Below are 24,317 nucleotides of genomic sequence, written 5' to 3'. Positions count from 1 at the left end.
CGGATAGAAGGACAGGGCATGGCCGACAAAAAGGATGGATTCGCAAGTGTTTGCTACCGGATGCAGGCGCTGATGCGCGAGCAACCCAGAGGCTCCGCATGTCGCGAACCTGCGCGTCTCGATGATATGATCCATCGGCTCGGCGCAATTGCGGCAGGACAGCGCGCAGCTTAAGTCGATACGTCAAACGCTGCTCTTGTGGCACGGCCCGTTGCCCGGCAAGGCTGTGCGCCATGAACAGCAATCTCACGACCGACCGCACTACCTTCGTCACCCATCTTGAATGTTCCATCAGTGGCGAACGCTATGAAGCGGACGTCATACAGGGGCTCTCACAGGCAGGGCGACCCTTGCTGGTCCGCTATGACCTCGACGCCATACGAGCGCATGTCACCCGGGACGATATCGCAGCGCGGCCCACCGACCTGTGGCGCTGGCGCGAGTTGCTGCCTGTGCGCCACACCCACGACATCGTCAGCTTGGGTGAGATCGAAACGCCGCTCGTGCCCATCCCCGCCACTGGCGGCCCCAACGTGCTGGTGAAGGACGAAGGGCGCCTGCCCACCGGATCGTTCAAGGCGCGCGGACTGGTGATGGCGGTCGCCATGGCAAAGGCGCTGGGCATTACCCGGATCGCCATGCCCACAAACGGTAATGCTGGCGCAGCGCTGGCGGCTTATGCAACACGCTGTGGGATCGAGACTATCGTCCTTTGCCCGGACGATACGCCGGAAATCAACGTCCGCGAAATCGCCATGCAGGGCGCACGGGTATGGCGCGTTAACGGCCTGATCGACGATTGCGGCGCTATCATTGCCGAGGGTGCGAAGCAGGGCCGCTGGTTCGACTTTTCCACGCTCAAGGAGCCCTATCGGATAGAAGGCAAAAAGACGATGGGCCTGGAACTGGCCGCACAATTCGGCTGGTCGCTGCCCGATGCGATCTTTTATCCGACGGGCGGCGGCACCGGACTGATCGGCATGTGGAAGGCGTTCGACGAACTGGAAGCGCTCGGCTGGATCGGATCGCAGCGCCCGAAGATGTTCGCAGTGCAGGCCGGCGGCTGCGCCCCGATTGTGAAGGCGTTCGACGATGGCGTCGAACATGCCGAACGCTGGCAGGACGCACATACCGTGGCGGCGGGCATCCGGGTACCCCGCGCAGTGGGCGACTTCCTGATCCTGCGGGCAGTGCGCGAAAGCGGCGGGCGGGCCATCGCAGTGGAGGACGATGCGATCCTTGCTGCCGTCGACGACACTGCCCGCAAGGACGGCCTGCTGCTCTGCCCGGAAGGCGGGGCGACGCTGGCGGCCTGTCGCCATGCCATCGCGCAGGGCTGGATCGAGGCGGACGCCCGCATTGTGCTCTTCAACTGCGCGACAGGCCTCAAATACCCGATGCCTGACGCATCGCGGACATTGGATCGGCATCAGCCCATCGACTTCGACGCGCTTTAGGGGACGATTATTAACGGCTCGGCGCAGGTCACTTTTAGGCTTAATTCGATGTTAACCATATTGCCTCATTTCCCTTCCCAAAGATCGTAACGGTTCCGCCTTGATCAAAGGCGTGCTTGGGAATGAGAAGGTCCACAGGGCATGACACAATCGAAAGCAAACAGCTTGCGCAGCGTTGCGATGGGGGCGCTGTGCGTTTCCCTGCTGGTGCAAGGGGCACCGTCTTCGGCGGCGGATGTGGCGGGGCCATTGCCTGACGGAACCCCCGTTGCCGCTCTGAACACCCCCAAACTTGCACAAGCCGCAATGCCTGAGCCATCTGCGGCCGTTCCTGTGACGGTCGTAGCGCCGCCCGCGCTTCATGATCCTTATGCCGCCGGTCCCGATGGCACTTTACCACCAATGCCCGCCGATCCGGCGGAAACGGCGCAGGCCGAGCGCGAGAATATGGAACCGCCCCCTGGCGCGGTTGAATCCCTGCGCGATGCCATCGTTGAATCCCTGAAGGGCAATCCGGAAATTCAGATTGCCCTCGCACGGCAGGACGATGCCCGATTTGGCGTCGACGAAGCGCGCTCAGGCTATCTGCCCCATCTCGACGCGACCGTAGCGCTGGGTGGCGAACTCAATCAGCCGCAGGTCGGCGCGAACACCACCTTGCGACGCAGCGAAGGGGTCGTAACCCTGAATCAGAATGTCTGGGATTTCGGCACCACCATCAATGATATCAAGCGCGCACGTGCCTCCTATCGCAGCGCGCAGTGGGCAACCCGCGAGCGGATCGAAGCCATCTCCTACGATATCGCGACAGCGTATCTGAGCCTGCTCCAGCAGCAAAAACTCGTGGATCTTTCCAATCAGGAAATTACGGCTAACGAGAAGATCGTGAAGATCGTCACCATCCAGAACGATCTGGGGCTGACCACGCCTGCCGACATCAGTCGCGCAAAAGCGCGGCTCGAAAACGTCAAGGCCACCTTGCTCGACCGTACCAGCGCGTTGCAGCAGGCACGGGAGTCTTATCGTCGCCTGACCAATCATTTGCCCGGTCTCGCCATCGATCTGCCGTCGCCTGCCGCCGCGCTGCCGACGTCATCCGACGCGGCCGTGGGCCTGATCGACGATCGTAGCCCTCGCATGGCACAAGCGGTGGAGGACCGGCGCTCGCTGGATCGCCAGCGCGCCAGCCAGACCGGCACGTTCTTTCCCCGTGTCGCCCTTCAGGCGCAGGGCAACTGGAAAGAGGATGTTCAAGGCCGTACCGGCAGGAATCAGGATGCGCGCGCGATGCTGACCGTCACGTACAACTTCTTCAACGGTGGCGCGGATATCGCCGTACGCAATCGCATCTCCGCGCGGCTGCGCGAAGCCGATTATGAACTGGATCGGCGTCGTCGCGAAGTCGAGCAGGACATACGCATCGACTTCAACGCATTGGAAGCCGCGCGCGGCAAGATCGTCACTATCGAGTCCGAAATTGCTTCGGCGGAAAAGGTCGTCGATCTTTATGCTCAGCAATTCCGTGAAGGTCGTCGCACTGTGTTCGACCTGCTGGATAGCCAGCAAATCCTGTTCAACGCACGTGCCAACCAGATTGCGAACATGACCGCAAAGACTGCCACCGAGTTTCGCGTGCTGCAGAAGCTGGGTGGATTGTTCGACCTGGTGAGTGGCGGCGAGCCCCTGCCCCCGCTCGTCGTTCCCGCACCCGGCGCAAAACGCTGAGCAAAAACGCCGGGATATCAAAGCGCCGCCCTGTCGCGGCAACACGGTAAATGCGTCGTTTACCATTTTTAAACGCGCCGCCGGATAGGCTGTATCTGAACAAATAGGAACTTCGCGCGATGGCCAGGATTAAAGGCAGTACGGGACGGGGCGGCAAGGGTGCCGTTATCAAAGAGCCTGTCGCGCATGCCGCCGAAGTGCCCGCAGATATCGACGTGAACGTCGCAAAGGGCATGACCAATTATGGCGATGCCAAGATTATCAATCTGGGCGACGATGGTCGTGCCGTGTTGGAACGCTTCTTCGGCGCGTTCAAAGCAGAAATTATCGATGTCGATGTCGTCCTGCTGTTTGAAGACGGCACGAAGATCATTATCCCCGGCATGGCACTTGCTGTGTTTTCCGGTAGCAATCCTCAATTGGTGTTCAAGGACAAGACCATGGCGGCCGAAGCGGCCGTGGACGGCGTCGGCGAAATCAAGGAACAGTCTTCGCCCATAAAATTCGGACTGTCGTCTGCCAGCGCCGACGAGGAAACGACGAAGCAGGCGGTAGGCGAAAAGGACAAGAACGCCGGAGGCATTCAGCCCACCGATTCCGCCCAGTCGCAGGCCAACGCGGCGGCCAAGGAAGACAACCAGCACAAGTCCGATGAAGACGCGAGCCGTCTGACGCAGAAGATCAGCAACACGCCCTCCAGTGCCGGTGCCCCCGCCAGCCCGCCATCGGCGCGCTCCGTCGAGCCTACGCCGGATGATGCGATTGGCGAGGCCGGCATTGGCAAGTTGGTGCCTCAGCTTAAATTCACCCTGTTCAACCAGGAAGGCGTGAAAACCGGCGCCGAAGCCGGGGAAACCGTCGTGCGCGGTTCCACAGGTGGCACCGGATCGGCAAAGGACGCCAGCTATGGCGCGCAATCAACCAAGGAACAGGTCAGCGGAACGGCAGGTGACGACACCATCTATGCCGACAATCCAGCGATAACGCCGTCCGGCACGTCCCTGCGCGTTCTGCATGTCGAAGCGATGGTTCCTGCCAAGGATCTGTCGCTGCTGTCGATTCTGATCCCGTCCCTGCCTGCGGGCTATTCCATCGCCAACGCCACGCAGACCGACAAGGGATGGCTGGTCGCGGTTGACGCAGGCAACATTACCAAGCTGACCACCACTGTCGATGCCACGGGAAAAACCGTGCCGTTGCCGACAAACCAGTCGCATTTCGCCTTCGATGTCAGTCTTGTTTACAATATCCCTGCAGAGGGCAAGGCTGCGGCGTCCAGCGGCTTTCAGGATGAATTCTTCCTGCCGGTTCAGCTTGGCCTGTCGACCGACGGGAAGAACAGTTCCAACAGCGTCGAAGTCTCCACCCATTTCGGTATCAAAGTCGTCAACAGCGCTTCGGATATGGTCGTTACCGATCCGGTCAGCGGCAATCCGGTCTATGTTCTTTTCTCCAACCCGCCGGGCACCGTCGTCACCGCAGGCGATGGCAATGATCGCATTGTCGCAGGTGCTGGCGAAGACCAGATCGACGGCGGTACGGGTGTCGACATCGTCAGCTACGCGCAGTCCAATGTGGGCGTGCAAGCCAATCTTGCCACCGGAACGGGATCGGGCGGATATGCACGCGGCGATACCTACGCCAATGTCGAAGGGCTGACGGGCTCAGCTTATGACGACAATCTGACGGGTAACGCTGGCGATAACCGCTTCGATGGCGGCGCCGGTGCCGACCGTATCGACGGTGGCGCAGGCTCTGACACGGTCGATTATTCGAAGATCGTGGTCGGAAAGGATGGCAAAGGCGTCGAAATCCATCTCGATGGAACCGCTTCGCACGGCGGCGAAGCCGAAGGCGATCAGCTGATCAGCATCGAGCATGTCATCGGCACAGGGGGTGCGGATATTCTTGTCGGCAGTGCTGCCGATGAGCAACTGGACGGTGGCGCAGGCAACGATGTTCTGAAGGGCGGCGGCGGTGCCGATCGACTGGACGGCGGCGCAGGTTTTGACGTCGCGGATTATTCCGGCGCTGGTGCTGGCGTCCAAGTGGCGCTGAGTGGCACGCCCGGCATCGGCGGCGATGCACAAGGCGACGTACTGAGCAACATCGAAGCGCTCACCGGCTCCAGCTTCGACGACACGCTCATCGGCGACGCGGGCGACAATATTCTTAAGGGCGGCGCAGGCGCGGATACGATCGATGGCGGCGCGGGCACAGACTCGGTCGATTTCAGCGACAGCACCGTAGGCGTCACCGTCTTCCTGTATGGGCGTGCCGGATCGGGCGGCGACGCAGAAGGCGACCGTTACAGCAATATCGAAAATCTGACGGGTTCGGATTTCAGCGACCGTCTGGTTGGTGGCATAGGGGCGCAGACGCTCAAGGGCGGCCTTGGCGACGATGTGATCGAAGGCGGCGCGGGTGCCGACATTCTGGATGGCGGCGACGGTTTCGACATCGCCAGCTACGACGGCTCTGCAAGCGGCGTGCGCGTGGCGCTGGACGGCTCCACACTGGAAGGCGGCGATCCGGTCGGCGATGTGTTCGTCAGCATCGAAGGGCTGGAAGGATCGCGGTTCGACGATACGCTGATCGGCACCGCAGGAAGCGACATATTGCTCGGCAGCGATGGCGACGACACCCTGCTCGGTCTGGGCGGCGCAGACACGCTGGACGGCGGCGCGGGTAACGATACCGTCGATTACAGCCTGTCACGCTTTGCCGTGACGGTACGTCTCGACGGGGGACTTTCCGAAGGCGGCGATGCGGACGGCGACATGCTGCGCAGCATCGAGCGCGTGGTTGGCTCGTCTCTCGATGACCGTCTCATTGGCGGTGCTGGCGACGATCGGCTGGAGGGGCGCAGCGGCGACGACGTTCTCACGGGAGGCGCAGGCGCTGACATTCTGCAAGGCGGCGAAGGCTCCGACACCGCCGATTATGGTGGCTCGGCAGCGGGCGTCACCGTTGCTCTGGATGGCTCGACCGGCATCGGTGGAGACGCGCAAGGCGACGTGCTGTCCGGCATCGAACGCTTGGTCGGTTCCGACCATGCCGACCGGCTGACCGGCGACGATCAGAACAACATTCTTAAGGGCGGGCTTGGCGACGATACGCTCATTGGCGGCGCGGGCGCCGATCAGTTGCAGGGCGAAGACGGCTTCGACACAGTCGATTATTCCTCGGCACAGGGTGCCGTTACTGTTCGACTGGATGGGAATGTCTCTTCAGGCGACCAAGCCGAAGGCGATCAGATTTCGGGCGTAGAGCGGGTGCTGGGCAGCGCTTATGCCGATACCCTCATCGGCAACAGTGGCGATAACACGCTGGAAGGCCGGGACGGCGATGACCTGTTGCGCGGCGGTCAGGGTGCCGACACCCTTATCGGTGGCGCAGGCAGCGATACGGCGGACTACAGCGATTCGAGGGCGGCGGTATCGGTCAACCTAGCCACAGGTACGGCAACCGGCGGGGCGGCGCAGGGCGACAGCTTTGCCAGCATAGAGAATCTGTCCGGCTCCAACTACAACGACAGCCTGACCGGCAATGCCGGAGTCAACCGCCTGTCGGGCGGCGAAGGGAACGATATCCTCTCGGGCGGCGCGGGCGCCGACATTCTGGATGGCGGCGTCGGCTTTGACATTGCCGATTACGGGACCTCAGCCAGCGGCGTGCGAATTTCTCTGGACGGATCGCTCGGCACGGGCGGTGACGCCGTAGGCGACAGCCTGACGGAAATCGAGGGTGTCACCGGATCGGCATTCAATGATGAACTGATCGGCAATGACGGCGCGAACCGCCTATCGGGCGGCGCAGGTGACGATGTGCTGCGTGGCGGCCTTGGCAGTGACGAACTGATCGGCGGCGCAGGCTTCGACACGGCGGACTATTCGCAGTCGACATCGAACGTGATCATTTCCAATGACGGATCCATCGGCCTGGGCGGCGACGCGCAGGGCGACAGCCTGTCGCAGGTCGAACGCATTGTCGGTTCCGCCTTCGACGACCGTATCACCGGCAGTGTCGCCAGCGACACGCTGGAAGGCGGACAGGGCGATGACGCGCTGCAGGGCGGCGGCGGCGCTGACGCGCTGGACGGCGGCGCGGGCATCGACATCGCAGACTATAGCCTGTCCAACGCAGCGATTGTTGCAGGCCTCGACGGTCGTGCCAACACTGGCGGCGACGCGGCGGGTGACAGCTTCGCAAACATCGAGGGGATTTCCGGATCGGCCTTTGCCGACACGCTTTACGGTTCGGCCGAAGATGACATCCTGCGCGGCCAGGGCGGCAACGATCGCCTGACCGGCTTTGCCGGTGCCGACACGCTGGAAGGCGGTGCCGGTTTCGACACTGCCGACTATAGTGCCTCCGATGCAGGCGTATCGGTCAATCTGGGCACGGGCAACGCTTCGGGCGGCCATGCCGCAGGTGATACGCTGGTCAGCATCGAAGCCGTTGTCGGATCCAGCTTCGACGATGCACTCATCGGCGGCGACAATGCCGACAACCTTTCGGGCGGCGCTGGCAATGACAGCCTGGCCGGACGTGCAGGCGCGGACATTCTGGACGGCGGTGCAGGCTTCGACGTCGCGGACTATTCCGCCAGCACCAGCGGCATCACCCTTATCCTCGACGGCAGCGTCGGCCAGGGCGGCGATGCGGCGGGCGACACCGTCCGTAATGTCGAACGTATTCTCGGCTCCGAATATTCCGATACCATCACCGGCGTCGGTGCCGACGAAGTACTGGAAGGCGGCGGCGGATCGGATACGCTGACCGGCAATGCCGGTAACGACACGTTGATCGGCGGCAATGGCGACGACCGCCTGTCGGGCGGCGCAGGCATCGACTCGCTGCAAGGCGGCGAAGGCAGCGACGTTCTTAACGGCGGCGCGGGCGCCGACATGATCGACGGCGGATTGGGCATCGATGCCGCCGACTATTCCGACTCCAGCGCGGGCGTGACTGTCACACTGGATGGATCCACCGGAACCGGCGGCGATGCACAGGGCGACGTGCTGTCCAGCATCGAAACCATCATCGGTTCGGCCTTTGACGATACCCTGACAGGCGGCAACAATGCCGATCAGTTGGAAGGTGGCGCTGGCAACGACACGTTGCGCGGTGGCGCCAACAACGACACCCTGATCGGTGGCGATGGCAATGACTTTATCGAAGGCGGCGCAGGCGCTGACGTAATCGACGGCGGCGCAGGTCGGGACACAGCCGACTACAGTGCATCCGGCGGCGGCGTCACCGTGATGCTCGACGGATCGACCGGTCTTGGCGGTCAGGCGACCGGCGACATATTGCTGTCCATCGAACGGGTGGTCGGTACGGCTTTTGCCGATGCGATTACGGGTGGAGCGGCGGACGAAGATTTGATCGGCGGCGGCGGCGACGATCGCCTGGAAGGTCGCGCAGGCGCGGATCTGCTGGACGGTGGTGCTGGCATCGATACGGCCGATTACAGCAGTTCGGCCCTGGGCGTGACAGTCGATCTGGCGACCGGCACCGGCGTTGGCGGCGACGCACAAGGCGATGCGCTGGTTTCGATCGAAAAGCTGGTGGGTTCGTCCGGCGCAGACATATTGAGCGGCGCGGCAAGCGACGATGAAATTTCCGGCGGTGCGGGCGACGACCTTCTGGTCGGTCGCGACGGTATCGACACGCTTCAGGGCGGCGCAGGCAACGATATACTGGAAGGCGGCACGGGCGGCGACATTCTGGACGGCGGCGCAGGTTTCGACACAGTCGATTACTCTTCCTCGCTGGTGGCGATTTCCGCTGGGCTGGACGGTAGCACGGGTTCTGGCGGAGACGCACAGGACGACGTGATGACCGGCATCGAGCGCCTGATCGGTTCCGACTTCAACGACACATTGACTGGCGGCCTGCAGAACGACACGCTGGAAGGCGGCGCAGGCAATGACAGTATCAGCGGCGCAGCTGGCAATGACACGCTGCGCGGTGGCGCAGGTGACGACATTCTGAGCGGCGGCAGCGGCGCGGACGTGCTGGATGGCGGAGCGGGTAGCGACACCGTGGACTATTCAACGTCCTCCGTCGCCGTCACCATCAACCTTGACGGGTCCGCCAGCAGCGGTGGCGATGCGACAGGCGATCAGCTTATCGGCATCGAAAATGTGACTGGTTCCAGCTTCGACGATATCCTGAACGGCAGCACGGCGAATGAAGTGCTGACCGGTGGCGCGGGCGATGACATCATCACCGGCGGCGCTGGCGACGACAGCCTTCGCGGCGGCAGCGGCAACGATATTCTGAACGGCGGCGCAGGCGCTGACGACATTCAGGGCGGCAATGGCATCGACACGGCAAGCTATGCCGGTGCGACGGCTGGCGTTTCGGTATCGCTGGACGGTACGCTGGGCACGGGCGGCGATGCCTTGGGCGACAGCCTGACCGACATCGAAATTCTCGAAGGGTCGGGATTCGGCGACGTTCTCGGCGGCGGCGGCTCTGCCGATACCGTTCGCGGCGGCGCAGGCGACGACCGCATTCTGGGCAGCGCGGGCGCCGACATCGTGGACGGCGGCACAGGTTTCGACACGGTCGATTACAGCGCGTCGGCGGGCGCCGTACAGATCGTTCTAGACGGATCGCAGGGCGTCGGGGGCGACGCAGCCAACGATCAGCTTATCAGCATCGAAGGCGTCATCGGTTCCACACTGGACGACAGCATCACCGGCAGCAATCAGGCCGATGTTCTGGACGGCGGTGCGGGCAATGATGTCATCGTCGGCGGCGGCGGCGACGACGATCTGCGCGGTGGCGCGGGCAACGACCTGATCGATGGCGGCGCAGGCGCGGATCGCATCGATGGCGGCGCGGGCGTCGATACCGTGGATTATTCCACTTCCACTTCGGGCGTAAACGTCTCGGTCGATGGCACCACCTCGACGGGCGGTGCAGCCGAAGGCGACCAGCTCAGCAACGTCGAAAACCTCATCGGCTCGGATTTCGACGACGTACTGCTGGGCACTGGCGCAGCCGATACGCTGACGGGCAGCGCAGGCGACGATCGCCTGGGCGGTCGCGGCGGTGCAGATCGCCTTATGGGCGGCGCGGGCTTAGATACGGCAGACTATTCCGACGCGACCGCTGGCATCGCAGTGTCGCTTGCAAACGGAACAGGTACGCAGGGCGACGCCGCAGGCGATATTCTCGACAGCATCGAACATGTGGTCGGTTCCGGCTTTGACGACACGATCGCGGGCTCCTCATCGGCCGACATGATCGAGGGCGGCGCGGGTAACGACAGCATTTCCGGTGCAGGCGGCGACGATACTCTGCGTGGCGGCGCAGGCAACGACGTCATCGACGGCGGCACGGGCGCGGACGCCATCGACGGCGGCACCGGCACCGATACGATCGACTACAGCGCATCGGGCACCGGGGTTCAGGTCAACCTGAACGGCACCGTCAGCTTTGGCGGCCTGGCCGAAGGCGATCAGCTCACCAGCATCGAAATCGTGTCCGGCTCGGCCTTTGCCGACATCGTTACCGGCTCGGCGGCCAATGAACAGCTTCACGGCAACGCAGGCGACGATATCCTGCGCGGCGGCATGGGTGCCGACGTTCTGGATGGCGGCGCAGGCACCGATACGGCGGACTATTCGCTCGCCAGCGCGGGCGTTACGCTCAACCTAGCGACGGGCGGCACCGGCGGCGAAGCGGCGGGCGACAGCTTCGTCAGCATCGAAATCGTCGATGGCACCGGCTTTGCCGATACCATTGCCGGATCGACCGGCGACGACGATCTGCGCGGTAATGCAGGCAACGACATATTGTCGGGCGGTACTGGCGTCGATACCCTCGACGGCGGCACGGGCGACGATATCCTGAACGGCGGCGCAGGCGGCGACACCCTTTCGGGCGGCGCGGGCACCGATACGGCAGACTATTCGACTTCCAGCGCAGCGATCAGCGTCAATCTCGATGGTTCGCTTTCGGCGGGCGGCGATGCGCAGGGCGATACCCTTTCCTCCATCGAAAATGTCGTGGGTTCGGCGTTCGACGATACGCTGACCGGCACAAGTCAGAATGAAATACTGGATGGCGGCGCGGGCAACGATACGTTGCGGGGCAATGCCGGGTCCGACACATTGCTGGGCGGTGCAGGCGACGATCTGCTGATTGGCGGCGCAGGCGCAGACGTCCTGACCGGCGGCGCAGGCTTCGACACGACCAGCTATGCCGGTTCCAGCGTCGGCGTGAACGTACGCCTCGACGGCGGCCCCAGCACCGGCGGCGATGCCGAAGGCGACGTGCTTTCGGGCATCGAAGGCGTCATCGGTTCAGGCCAGAGCGACGTCATCGTCGGCGGTAACGCCGATGACGTGCTGGACGGCGCAGCCGGCGACGACATCATCACCGGCGGGGCGGGCGATGACATACTGACCGGCGGTAGCGGCGACGACGTATTGAGCGGCGGCCTTGGCGCGGATGCCATCGATGGCAATGGCGGCACCGATACGGCCAGCTATGCGGCGGCCACGGCTGGCGTAGCGGTCGACCTTTCAGGTGCAGCCGGCACGGCTGGCGAAGCGCTTGGCGATACGCTGAATAACATCAACATCCTGATCGGGTCGGGCTTTGCCGATACACTGGGCGGCGGTGCCGACAGTGAAACCATCCAGAGCGGCGCGGGCGACGATACTCTGCTGGGCAGCGCGGGCGCGGATACGCTGGACGGCGATGCGGGCAACGATACTGTCAGCTACGCGGCATCCGGCTCGGCAGTTACGGCTTATCTCGATGGCCGCGCGGGCAGCGGCGGCGATGCGGGCGGCGATGTGCTGCTCAACATCGAACGCCTGGTTGGCTCCGCCAATGGCGATACGCTGATCGGTGCGGCGCTTGCCGAAACCATCGCTGGCGGCGCGGGCGATGACCGCATTGAAGGCGGCGGTGGCGACGACACGCTTTCGGGCGACGCGGGCAACGACGTCATCTTGGGTGGCGACGGTGCGGATGCAATCTCCGGCGGCGCAGGCAACGACACGGCCAGCTATGCAGACTCCGCTTCGGCCGTCACCATCGGCCTCGACGGTAGCGTCGGCGCTGGCGGCACGGCACAGGGCGACACGCTGAACGGCGTCGAAATCCTGGTCGGTTCGGACTATGACGATACGCTGCTGGGCAGCATAGGGGCAGATACCCTACGCGGCGGGACCGGCGACGATCTGTTGCGCGGTGGCGTTGGCGCAGACGTGCTGGACGGCGGCGTCGGCACCGACACGGCCGATTATTCGACGTCCAGCGCTGGCGTGACCGTCGGTCTCGACGGCAGCACGGGCATCGGCGGCGATGCGGCGGGCGATACCCTATCGGGCATCGAACGCATCGTCGGTTCGGGTCATGCAGATCGCCTGATCGGCGGCATGGACAGCGAAACGCTGGATGGCGGCGCAGGCGACGACGTACTCGTCGGCAGCCTCGGCAACGATACGCTGATCGGTGGCGCTGGCACCGACACGGCGGACTACTCCACGTCTGCTGCCGGGGTCACCATCGGTCTGGACGGCAGCTTCGGTTCGAGCGGCGACGCATCGGGCGACCGCCTGGTCCAGATCGAGCGCATCATCGGATCGACGCAGGGCGATACCCTTTCCGGATCGACAGGCAACGACATCCTCGACGGTGGCGCGGGTAACGACACGCTGAGCGGCGGCGCAGGCAATGACAGCCTGTTGGGCGGCGCAGGCGACGACGTCATGGACGGCGGCGCAGGCGCAGATGCGTTCGATGGCGGTAGCGGCATCGACACTGTGAGCTTCGCCAATGCGGGCAGCGGCGTCACGGTCAATCTGGCAACGGGCACCGGCACGGGCGGCGACGCACAGGGTGACAGTTTCGCGAGCGTGGAAAACATCATTGGTTCCGATTTCGACGACAATGTAATCGGCTCCGCCAGCGACGAAGTCATCGTCGGCGGTGCGGGCATCGACACGCTGAGCGGTGGCGCGGGCGCAGACAGCATCGACGGCGGCACGGGTGACGACATCATCGCGGGCGGCGCAGGTGCGGACAGCATCGATGGCGGCGCAGGCTTCGACACGGCGGATTACTCAGCTTCGTCGGCAGGTGTGCAAATCATCCTCGACGGTTCCAGCGCATCCGGCGGTGATGCCGCAGGCGATACGTTGGTGCGTATCGAGCGCGTCATCGGATCGGCGTTCGACGACATCATCACCGGCGGTTCTGCAGGCGAAACGCTGGAAGGCGCGGACGGCAATGACACCCTGACCGGCAATGGCGGCGGCGATACCTTGCGTGGCGGTGCTGGCAACGACGTGCTGGCGGGCGGATCGGGCGCTGACGTGCTCGAAGGTGGCGCAGGCACAGATACTGCCGATTACAGCACGTCGACTACGGGAGTCACCGTTACGCTTGACGGATCGACCGGCATCGGCGGCGATGCGCAGGGCGACAGCTATGTCAGCATCGAACGGGTGGTCGGCTCAGGCGACGCGGATGTCCTGACGGGCAGCACTGGCGACGATATCCTGCTGGGTCAGGCAGGCGACGACAGCATTAACGGCGCCGCGGGCAACGATACCCTGTCCGGCGGATCGGGCGACGATATACTGACCGGCGGCGCAGGTGCGGACAGCATCGACGGCGGCAATGGCATCGATACGGTCAGCTATGCCGGATCGGCTTCGGGCGTAACGGCCTCGCTGGCTGGAACTGCCGGTGTCGGTGGCGATGCGGCGGGCGATATCATCACCAACGCCGAAATCCTCGAAGGTTCGGCCTTTGCCGATTCGCTCTCAGGTCGCGCGGGCGTCGATACGCTGCGTGGCGGCGGCGGCAACGATGTGTTGATGGGCAGTGCGGGCGCAGACATTTTCGATGGTGGCGCAGGCACCGATACGGCGGACTATTCTGCTTCTGCTGCCGCGGTCACCGTCAATCTCGACGGCTCGGTATCGCTGGGCGGCGACGCCGCAGGCGATGCCCTCACCAATGTCGAACGGGTTATCGGCTCGCTCAATGCCGATACGCTGAACGGCACCGATGGCGCAGACATTCTGGAAGGCAATGATGGCGCGGATACGCTGAACGGCGGCGCGGGCAATGACAGCCTGCTCGGCGGCGCGGGCGACGACATGCTGCTGGGCGGCGCAGGCGCAGACGCCATCGACGGCGGCGCAGGCTTCGACACCGCCAGCTATGCCAGTTCCGCCAGCGCGGTGAACGTTGGCCTCGACGGCGGCACACAGACCGGCGGCGACGCGGCAGGCGATACCCTTAGCAACGTCGAGCGGCTCGTTGGTTCGGCCTTTGCCGATACCTTGCGCGGCGGTTCCGTGGGCGAAAACATCTCGGGTGGTGACGGCGACGATACGATCCTCGGTTCGGCAGGCGCTGATCAGCTTGATGGCAATGCCGGTTTCGATACCGTCGATTATTCCGGCTCGGCATCGGGCGTAACAATCGGCCTGGGCGGCGCGGCAGGCATCGGCGGCGATGCGGCAGGCGACCAGTTGACCTCCATCGAACGCATCGTAGGTTCCGGCTTGGCCGACGTGCTGACGGGCGCGACCGCAGACGACACGCTGATCGGCGGCGCAGGCAATGACAGCATTTCGGGCGGCTTCGGCAGCGACACGCTGCAGGGCGGCACCGGGGACGACACACTGATCGGCGGCGCAGGCGCAGACAGCCTGGATGGCGGCGCAGACATCGATACGGCGGATTATTCCGCGTCGGTCGGCGCAGTCACCGTGCATCTGGATGGACTGGCGAGCAGCGGCAGCGACGCCGATGGCGACATGCTCACCAGCATCGAGCGGGTTCTGGGCTCAGCGCAGGCAGACAGCATCCACGGCGGTGCAGCCGACGAAAGCCTCTATGGCAATGCTGGCGACGATACCCTTGTCGGTGGCGCAGGCGCGGACGCGCTCTATGGCGGCGCAGGCACCGACACGGCGGATTACAGCGGCGCGACCGGCGCGGTCACCGTCTCGCTTGACGGCACGGCAGGCTCCGGCTCGGAAGCGGCAGGTGACACACTGTTCACCATCGAACGCCTAGTCGGTTCGTCGTTCGACGATACGCTGAACGGCACGACGACCGACGATACGCTGCTGGGCGGCGCAGGCGCAGATACGCTTTCGGGCGGCGCAGGCGACGATATCCTCTCCGGCGGCGCAGGCGACGACATCTTGACCGGCGGCGCTGGTGCGGATCAGTTCGACGGTGGCACTGGCTTCGATACGGCAAGCTATTCTGGCGCGTTGAGCGCTGTCACCGTCTATCTGGACGGCACTTCGGGCAGCCGGAGCGATGCGGCAGGCGATATTCTCGTCAACATCGAACAGCTCGTCGGCTCGGCCTTCGACGATCGCCTCTTCGGCGGTAATGGCGCAGAAACGCTGCTAGGCGGCGCAGGTGCGGACGTTATCCAGGGCGCAGGCGGCGACGATATCCTGCGCGGGCAGGATGGCGACGATATTCTTATCGGCGGTCTTGGCGCGGACGTCATCGACGGTGGCCTCGGCACCGACACCGCGACCTATGCAACCTCGCTTTCGGGCGTAACGCTGTACATGGATGGCACGGTCTCGGTCGGCGGCGACGCCGAGGGCGACGTGCTGACCTCCATCGAATCAGTCATAGGCTCCAGCCTGTCCGACAGCATTTATGGCTCGACCGGCAACGATCAGGTCGATGCGGGCGGCGGCGACGATATTCTTTACAGCAGTGCGGGCGCGGATATCCTGACCGGCGGCACCGGCTTCGACATCGTCGATTATTCCAACAACGCCGTTGCGGTCACCGTCTATATGGATGGCACGGCATCGACTGGCGGCTTTGCTGCGGGCGATGTGCTGAACGGAATCGAACAGGTCATCGGCACGAGCCAGAATGACAGCGTCATCGGCTCGGCCAACGCCGACACCATCCTTGGTGGCGCGGGCGACGATCTTCTCGACGGCGGCGCAGCTAACGACAGCCTGTCGGGCGGCAGCGGCGACGATACCCTTGTTGGGGGCACGGGCGGCGACATCCTCGACGGCGGTGCCGGTTTCGATACGGCAAGCTACGCCGCGGCAAGCGCGGGCGTTGTGGTGCGTATGGACGGCGTGGCCAGTTCCGGCGGCGATGCGCTGGGCGACACGCTCAGTTCGATCGAACGCGTCATCGGTTCCGCTTTCGGCGACACTGTCGACGGCAGCGCGGGCAATGACCGCATCGAAGGCGGTGCGGGCGACGACTTGCTGCGGGGTCTGGACGGCACCGATCAGCTTTTCGGCGATGGCGGCAACGATACGCTTTCGGGCGGTCTGGGCGCAGATGCGCTGGACGGCGGCGCGGGCACCGACACCGCAGATTACTCGGCATCGACGACGGGCGTCACCGTCTATCTCGACGGCACCGCAGGCGTTGGCGGCGAAGCGGAAGGCGACACGCTGGCCAATATCGAAGTGCTGCGCGGCTCGGCCAATGCCGACACGCTGTACGGCGGCACCGGCAACGACAGCCTGATCGGCCAGTCGGGCGACGATACGCTCATCGGCGGCGCAGGTGCAGACGCACTTTCGGGTGGCGATGGCATCGACACGGCCAGCTATGCTGCGTCGGCAGCGGCCGTCACCGTCAATCTGGCAACCGGCACAGGCACGGGCGGCGACGCACAGGGCGACACCCTGACCGGCATCGAACGTGTCATCGGTTCGGATAACGCCGACACGCTGATCGGTTCGGCCAATAACGATACGCTGATCGGCGGCGCAGGCAATGACAACATCGACGGCGGCGCAGGCAGCGACGCTCTTGATGGCGGCGCGGGCGACGATACGCTCGTCGGCGGTCAGGGCAGCGACACGCTGGACGGCGGCAACGACTTCGACACGGCGGATTATTCGGCATCGACCGCAGCGGTCACGGTATATAACAATGGCATCGATGAAGGCGCAGGCGGCTCGGCTTCCGGCGACGTCCTTCTCAACATCGAACGCATCCTCGGTTCGGCCTTCGGCGATACACTGATCGGCGGCGCGAACGCCGATACACTGGTCGGTCAGGACGGCAATGACGTTATCGAAGGCGGTTTGGGCGCGGACATCATCGATGGCGGCGTCGGTATGGACACCGCATCCTATGAACATGCCACCAGCGGTATCACGGCAAGCCTTATCAGCAACACGGGGACGGCAGGCGAAGCCAATGGCGACAGCTTCGTATCTATCGAGCGTCTGCTGGGTTCCGACTTCAACGACACGCTGACCGGCAGCACCACCACTGATACTTTGGATGGCGGCGCAGGCGACGATATGCTGATCGGCACCGCTGGTGCAGATACGCTGACCGGCGGCACTGGCTTCGACACCGTCAGCTACGCATCGGCTGCCGCAGGCGTTACCGTCAATCTCGACGGTTCATCGAGCAGCGGCGACATCGCTGCAGGCGACCGACTGACCACCGTAGAATCCGTTATCGGCTCGGCCTATGCCGACACCATAACCGGCACATTCTCCGACGATACCCTGCTGGGCGGCCTGGGCGACGACGTCTTGGCGGGCGGCACTGGCAGCGACATTCTGCAGGGTCAGGATGGCAACGATACGCTGCGTGGCGATGGCGGCGCGGATCAGATCGATGGTGGCGACGGTATCGATACCGTCAGCTACACGACCTCTGGCGCAGCCGTCGTCATCGACCTGACACAGGGTACGGCTTCGGGCGGCGACGCGGCGGGAGACACCTTCGCGAACGTCGAACAGTTCGTCGGTTCGCGTCTGGGCGACACCCTGATCGGCGGTGCGGGTAACGACACGTTCGACGCGTTCGACGGCGACGACTTGCTGCGCGGCGAAGCGGGCGACGACGTCCTCACTGGCGGTATCGGCGACGATACGCTGATCGGCGGCGCGGGCGCAGACGTTTTGACCGGTGGCAGCGGCATCGACACAGTCGACTATTCCGCGTCGGGCGCGGCTGTTACCATCCGCACTTCGGGCGCATCGAGCGGCGGCGATGCGGAGGGCGATACGCTGTCCGGCATCGAAAAGATCATCGGTTCGGCCTTCGCCGACCGCTTCGAAGGCAGCAGCGCAGCCGAAGACTTTACCGGCGCAGCAGGCGACGACCTCTTCATCAGCAGCGCTGGCGCCGATATCTATCGCGGTGGCGATGGCAGCGACACGGTGGATTATTCTGCGTCGTCTGCCAGCGGCATGAAAATCTTTCTCGACGGCAGCTTCGGCACCGGTGGCGACGCCGCAGGCGACCAGATTTTCGATGTGGAAATCGTCATCGGTTCGGCCCAGAATGACGAAATCACGGCCAGCGCATCGGGATCGACGATCCTGGCAGGCGACGGCAACGACTTCCTGTTCGGTGCAGGCGGCGCCGACATATTGAACGGTGGCGACGGCGACGACACGATCCAGAGCGGCCTTGGCGCGGATCAGTTGATCGGCGGCAATGGCACCGACACCGCAGATTACCGCAACAGCGGCGCCGCCGTCACCATTTCCAGCGACGGCACGGCAGGATCGGGCGGCTGGGCGGCGGGCGATACGCTGACAGGCATCGAGCGGATCGAAGGATCGCTTGCTTATGGCGATACGCTGCGCGGCAACACTACGACGGCAACCGTCCTGTGGGGCTGGGGTGGCAACGACACCTTCGTCAGCTTCAGCCAGGCGGATAGCATCGACGGCGGCAGCGGCACGGACATCGTCGACTATAGCGGCTCCAGTGCCGGCGTTACCATACGTCTGGACGGCACACTATCATCGGGTGGCGATGCCGCGGGCGACAGCATCCTGGCGGTCGAGCGGGTCATCGGGTCAGCCTATGCAGATACGATCTACGGCACTGGCGTCAACGAAACGCTGGAAGGCGGATCGGGCGACGACACGCTCGTTGGCGGATCGGGCGCAGATACACTCGACGGCGGCGCAGGCTTCGACACGGCGGATTACTCGTCTTCCGGCGGCATTTCCGTCCGCATGGATGGGACAGCCGGCACGGCGGGCGACGCCAATGGCGATATCCTCATCGGCATCGAACGTGTGATCGGGTCTTCACTGGCCGATATCATCACCGGCTCATCCAATGCCGACACCATCGTCGGCGGCGACGGGGACGACATCATCCGCCCCGGCCTCGGCGCAGATACCCTGGACGGCGGCAACGGCTTCGACACTGTCGATTACAGCAGCTCGTCGACAGGCCTCACCGTAAACGTGACCAACGCGGCCCTTTCAACCGGGCTGGCGCAGGGAGATACCTATGTCAGCATCGAAAACTACACGCTGACCGGCCTTGCCGATACATTCGTTGGCGCTGCCAATGCGGAAACCGTTTCGGGCGGAGCAGGCGACGACTCACTCAATGGTGGTGACGGGGACGACACGCTGAATGGCGGCGATGGCAATGACACGCTGATCGGCGGCGCTGGTGCCGATACGCTGTCAGGCGGCAACAACATAGATACGATCGACTACAGCGCCAGCGACGCAGGCGTCTCGATCTTCCTGAACACCGGTACCGGAAACGCCGGGGGCCATGCACAGGGCGACATCTTCGTCGGCGGCACCATTGAGAACGTTATCGGATCGGCTTTTGGCGACTACATCGTCGGTTCGTCGGTCGTGAACAACATTCAGGGCGGCGCAGGCAACGATACGATCATAGGCGGCGTGGGTGCCGACGTCCTGAATGGCGGCGCGGACATCGATACTGTCAGCTATGCCAGTGGGGGGGCCGTAACTGTATCTCTGGCAACCAACACCGGCACGGTCGGGGAAGCCAATGGCGACGTGTTGAGCAATTTTGAGAATCTGATCGGTTCGGCCAGTGCCGACACCTTGAGCGGCGACAACAACGCCAACACGATCTGGGGCGGCAACGGCGGGGATACGATCAACGGTCTCGGCGGCGCGGACACGCTGTACGGCGAAGACGGCAACGACGTGATCAATGGCGGCGCGGGTGACGATTTCGTCTACGGCCAGATTGGCAACGACACCATCGATGGCGGCGCGGGTGCCGACTATCTGGATGGCGGCGCTGACATCAACACTGTCACCTATATCTCCGCGCTGGCGGCTGTTTCGGCCTCACTGCTGAGCGGCACAGGTACGCTGGGCGATGCCAATGGCGATACGCTGGTCAACTTCAGCCACCTTACCGGGTCGAACTATAACGACACGCTGACAGGCGATGCCAACCAGAACACCATCACCGGCAATAACGGCGACGATATCATCGATGGCGGTGCAGGCGTCGACACGCTCCGCGGTGGCAGTGGCAACGACATCATCCTGGGCGGCGCGCAATCGGACGTGAACGACGGCGGCGCTGACACGGACACCGTCGACTATTCGCTGAGCGGGTCGGCCGTCTCCGTCGATCTTGCCAATAATTCGGGCGTCGGAGGCGACGCACTGGGCGATACGTTCATCTCGATCGAAAACCTCACCGGTTCGGCCTATTCCGATACGCTGATTGGCGAGAGCAACGCCAACGTTCTGAAGGGCGGTTCGGGTGATGACCGCCTATCCGGCCTGGCGGGTAACGACACGCTGCTCGGCGGCGATGGGAACGACACTATCAGCGGCGGGGCCGGCGCGGACATCATCGATGGCGGCGCGGGCATCAATACGCTGTATTTTGGCACGAATCCCAACGATCCGTCCGCCGTGGGTGCGATGGCCGGGGTGACGATCAACCTCAATGGCACGACACAGGGCATCGGTGGCGAAGCCGCAGGCGACACCTACACCAACATCCAGATCGTTTATCTCACCAATTCAAACGATACGGCCTATGGCACGGGCGCGGACGAATGGTTCCGCGGCCTGGGCGGCGCCGACACCATCGACGGCGGTGCAGGCACCGACACAGTCTCCTATCTGGGTGGCACAAGCGGGGTGACCATCGGCCTCAACGGCGCGGCAGGAACCGGCGGCGAAGCGGCAGACGATGTCTTGACCAACATCGAAATCCTGCGCGGCACCCAATATGACGACGTTTTGTCGGGCGATGGCAATGCAAACCAGCTATTCGGCAATGACGGCGCAGACATATTGCGCGGTGACGCAGGCGGGGACATGCTTGACGGCGGTGCGGGACGCGACACGGTCGATTATTCCGCATCGTCTGCTGCTGTTACGGTCCGTCTCGACACCGGTGCAGGCACGGGCGGCGATGCGGCTGGCGATACCTATGTCAGCATCGAAAATGCGACAGGTAGCGGGAATGGCGACACACTTTACGGCACCAGCGGCGACAACGTCCTGACCGGCAACGGCGGCAACGATGTCATGCACGGCGGCGCCGGTGCAGATACGCTGAACGGCGGCACGGGTATCGACACGGCGGACTATTCCGACTCCGGCGCAGCCGTGACCCTCAACCTCGACGGCACCACCTCTGCCGGTGGCGATGCAGAGGGCGATGTGCTGCTGTCCATCGAAACCGCGATAGGCTCGGCCAATAACGATACCATCATCGGCTCCAACGCGAACGAAACGCTGAGCGGCGGCGCAGGCGACGATACGATCAGCGGCAATGTCGGCGACGACGTGCTAAACGGTGAAGATGGAGACGACACGCTTTCAGGCGGATCGGGCGCCGACATCATCGACGGTGGCGCTGGTACCGATACGGTCACCTATGCCGGCTCGACGGCAGGTGTTACAGTCTATCTGGATGGCGCAACGCTGGGCAGCGGTGGCGAGTCCACCGGCGACCGCGTGTCCAACGTCGAACGTGTCATCGGCTCCGACTTTGACGATATTCTCTACGGCACCACGGGCAGCCAGACGCTCATCGGTGGCAACGGCAACGACATCCTCGTCGGCGGCGCGGATGCGGACACGCTGGACGGCGGCGCAGGCACCGACAGCGTTTCCTATGTCACTGCCACCTCGGGCATCACCGCCAGCTTCGCCAGCGGATCGCTGGTCGTCAGCGGCAGCGATGCAAACAGCGACGTCTATATCTCGATCGAAGGTCTGGTCGGCACCACTTATGCCGACTCGCTCACCGGCGGATCGGGCAGCGAGCGGCTGGACGGCGATGCAGGCGACGACGTAATCTACGGCAGCGCAGGCGCCGACACGCTGATCGGCGGCAGCGGCAACGACACCATCAATTACAATGCATCCGGCTCGGCCGTGACCGTCTATCTTGACGGTACAGTCGGGACCGGCGGCGATGCGGCTGGCGACACCATCAGCGGCTTTGAAATCGCTATCGGCAGCAGCTACGCTGACTCTCTGTTCGGCACCACTGGCTCCGACACGCTCTATGGCAACGATGGGAACGACACGATCCAGGCCGGGGCTGGCGCCGACACGATTTACGGCGAAGCAGGCGACGATCTGCTCATCGGTGGCGCAGGGGCTGACAGCATCGACGGCGGCAGCGGCACCGATACCGCCAGCTATGCTTCCTCCGCTTCGGGCGTAAACGCTTATCTGAACGGCCTGTCCGGTTCGGGCGGCGATGCGCAGGGCGATGCCCTGACCGCCATCGAAAACCTCATCGGCTCGGCCTTTGCCGACCTGCTGACGGGTGACGGCAATGCCAACACGCTGGACGGCGGCAATGGCGACGATACGCTGGTCGGCGGCGCAGGCGCAGACACGCTGAACGGCGGCGCGGGTTCTGACACGGCAAGCTATGCGGGCGCAGGCAGCGGCATCACCGCCAGCCTGGCGAACAGCGGATCGAACACCGGCGACGCGTCGGGCGATATCTATTCCAGCATCGAAAACCTGACCGGCACGTCCTCCGCTGACACGTTGACGGGTGATGGCAACGCGAACCGCCTCGACGGCGGATCGGGCGACGATACGCTGATCGGCGGCGCGGGAGGCGACACCCTGACCGGCGGCGCAGGCACGGACACGGCAGACTACAGCGGCGCAGGCGCAGGCGTCACCGTCTATATGGACGGCACCCTGGGCAGCGGCTCCGATGCAGCCGGCGATAGCCTCTCCAGCATCGAAGTCATCATCGGTTCGGCCTTTACCGATACGCTGATCGGCGATGCGGGCGCCAATACGCTGATCGGTGGCGATGGCGACGACACTCTGGTGGGTGGCGTCGGAGCCGATACGCTGAACGGCGGATCGGGTACGGATACCGCCAGCTATGCCAATGCAAGCGGCGGCATCACGGCCAACCTCGCCAACAGCCTCGCCAACACCGGCGAAGCGTCCAGTGACAGCTATGCCAGCATCGAAAGCCTGGTCGGCTCGGCCTTTGCGGACATGCTCTCCGGCGACAGCAACGCAAACCGCCTTTCCGGCGGCGCGGGCGACGACATCCTGACCGGCGGCGCCAGCGGCGACGTTCTGGAAGGCGGAGCAGGGTCCGACACGGCAAACTATTCGACAGCCGCAGCGGGCGTGGTCGCCAACCTTGCCAACAGCGGATCGAACACCGGCGATGCCGCAGGCGACAGCTATACCAGCATCGAGCATCTGACTGGCTCCACGTATGACGACATGCTTGTCGGCGATGGCGGTGCCAACATACTCGACGGCGGACAAGGCAACGACACGCTGGTCGGCGGTGCTGGCGCGGATACGCTCATCGGCGGCAATGGCACTGACACGGCCGATTATTCCGACGGCTCTTCGGCCATCGCGCTCGACCTGTCCACGACGACGGGCACCGGATCGCTGGGCGACGCCAGCGGCGATAGCCTGAGCGGTATCAAACAGGTGATCGGCACCAGCTTCGACGACGGCTTCACGCTGAACCTGTCTGCGAACTGGTCGGTCAATGGCGGCGCAGGCTATGACACCGTGACGATGGCGAACAACAGCGGGTCGATCAGTGCCAGCAATCTGCTCGGCGTATTGAGCAATGTCGACGACATCGACTTCCGCGGCAGCGACGTGCAGGCGAACCTGACCATCGACGCGAACTTCATCCAGTCTCTGGTCGGCAACGGCAATAGTTCACACCTTACCGTCAACTTCGATGGCGACGATAGCCTTACCATCGATCCGAGTGCCCATTACGCCCAGAACGGCAACGAATACACGCTCTACAGCGACGCAAGCCTGACCACCGAAGTGGCGCGCCTGTCGGTAACGGGGTGACCAAGAAAGCGCCGCCCTGCGAATG

General features: G+C 64.0%; 3 protein-coding genes. All 3 read left to right on the top strand.

The genetic code is table 11. The features are described from left to right. Nucleotides 1-233 precede the first annotated feature (233 nt). The 3 genes from LQ220_RS00790 to LQ220_RS24850 all read left to right on the top strand — a co-directional run bounded on the left by LQ220_RS00790 (nucleotide 234) and on the right by LQ220_RS24850 (nucleotide 24,292). On the top strand, nucleotides 234-1,457 hold the full coding sequence (locus tag LQ220_RS00790) for a threonine synthase (protein WP_230186384.1): 1,224 nt from the start codon (nucleotides 234-236) through the stop codon (nucleotides 1,455-1,457). A gap of 141 nt (nucleotides 1,458-1,598) precedes the next feature. Next, nucleotides 1,599-3,182, top strand: coding sequence for a TolC family protein (locus tag LQ220_RS00785; protein WP_230186383.1), 1,584 nt, complete (start codon nucleotides 1,599-1,601; stop codon nucleotides 3,180-3,182). Nucleotides 3,183-3,301: 119 nt separating this feature from the next. After that, complete coding sequence (locus LQ220_RS24850) at nucleotides 3,302-24,292, top strand: hypothetical protein (RefSeq protein WP_290369001.1); 20,991 nt, start codon at nucleotides 3,302-3,304, stop codon at nucleotides 24,290-24,292. Nucleotides 24,293-24,317 lie beyond the last annotated feature (25 nt).

The organism is Sphingobium sp. CECT 9361, assembly GCF_918741285.1.
Lineage (GTDB): Bacteria > Pseudomonadota > Alphaproteobacteria > Sphingomonadales > Sphingomonadaceae > Sphingobium.
This window is presented reverse-complemented; position numbering and strand designations above follow the sequence as displayed.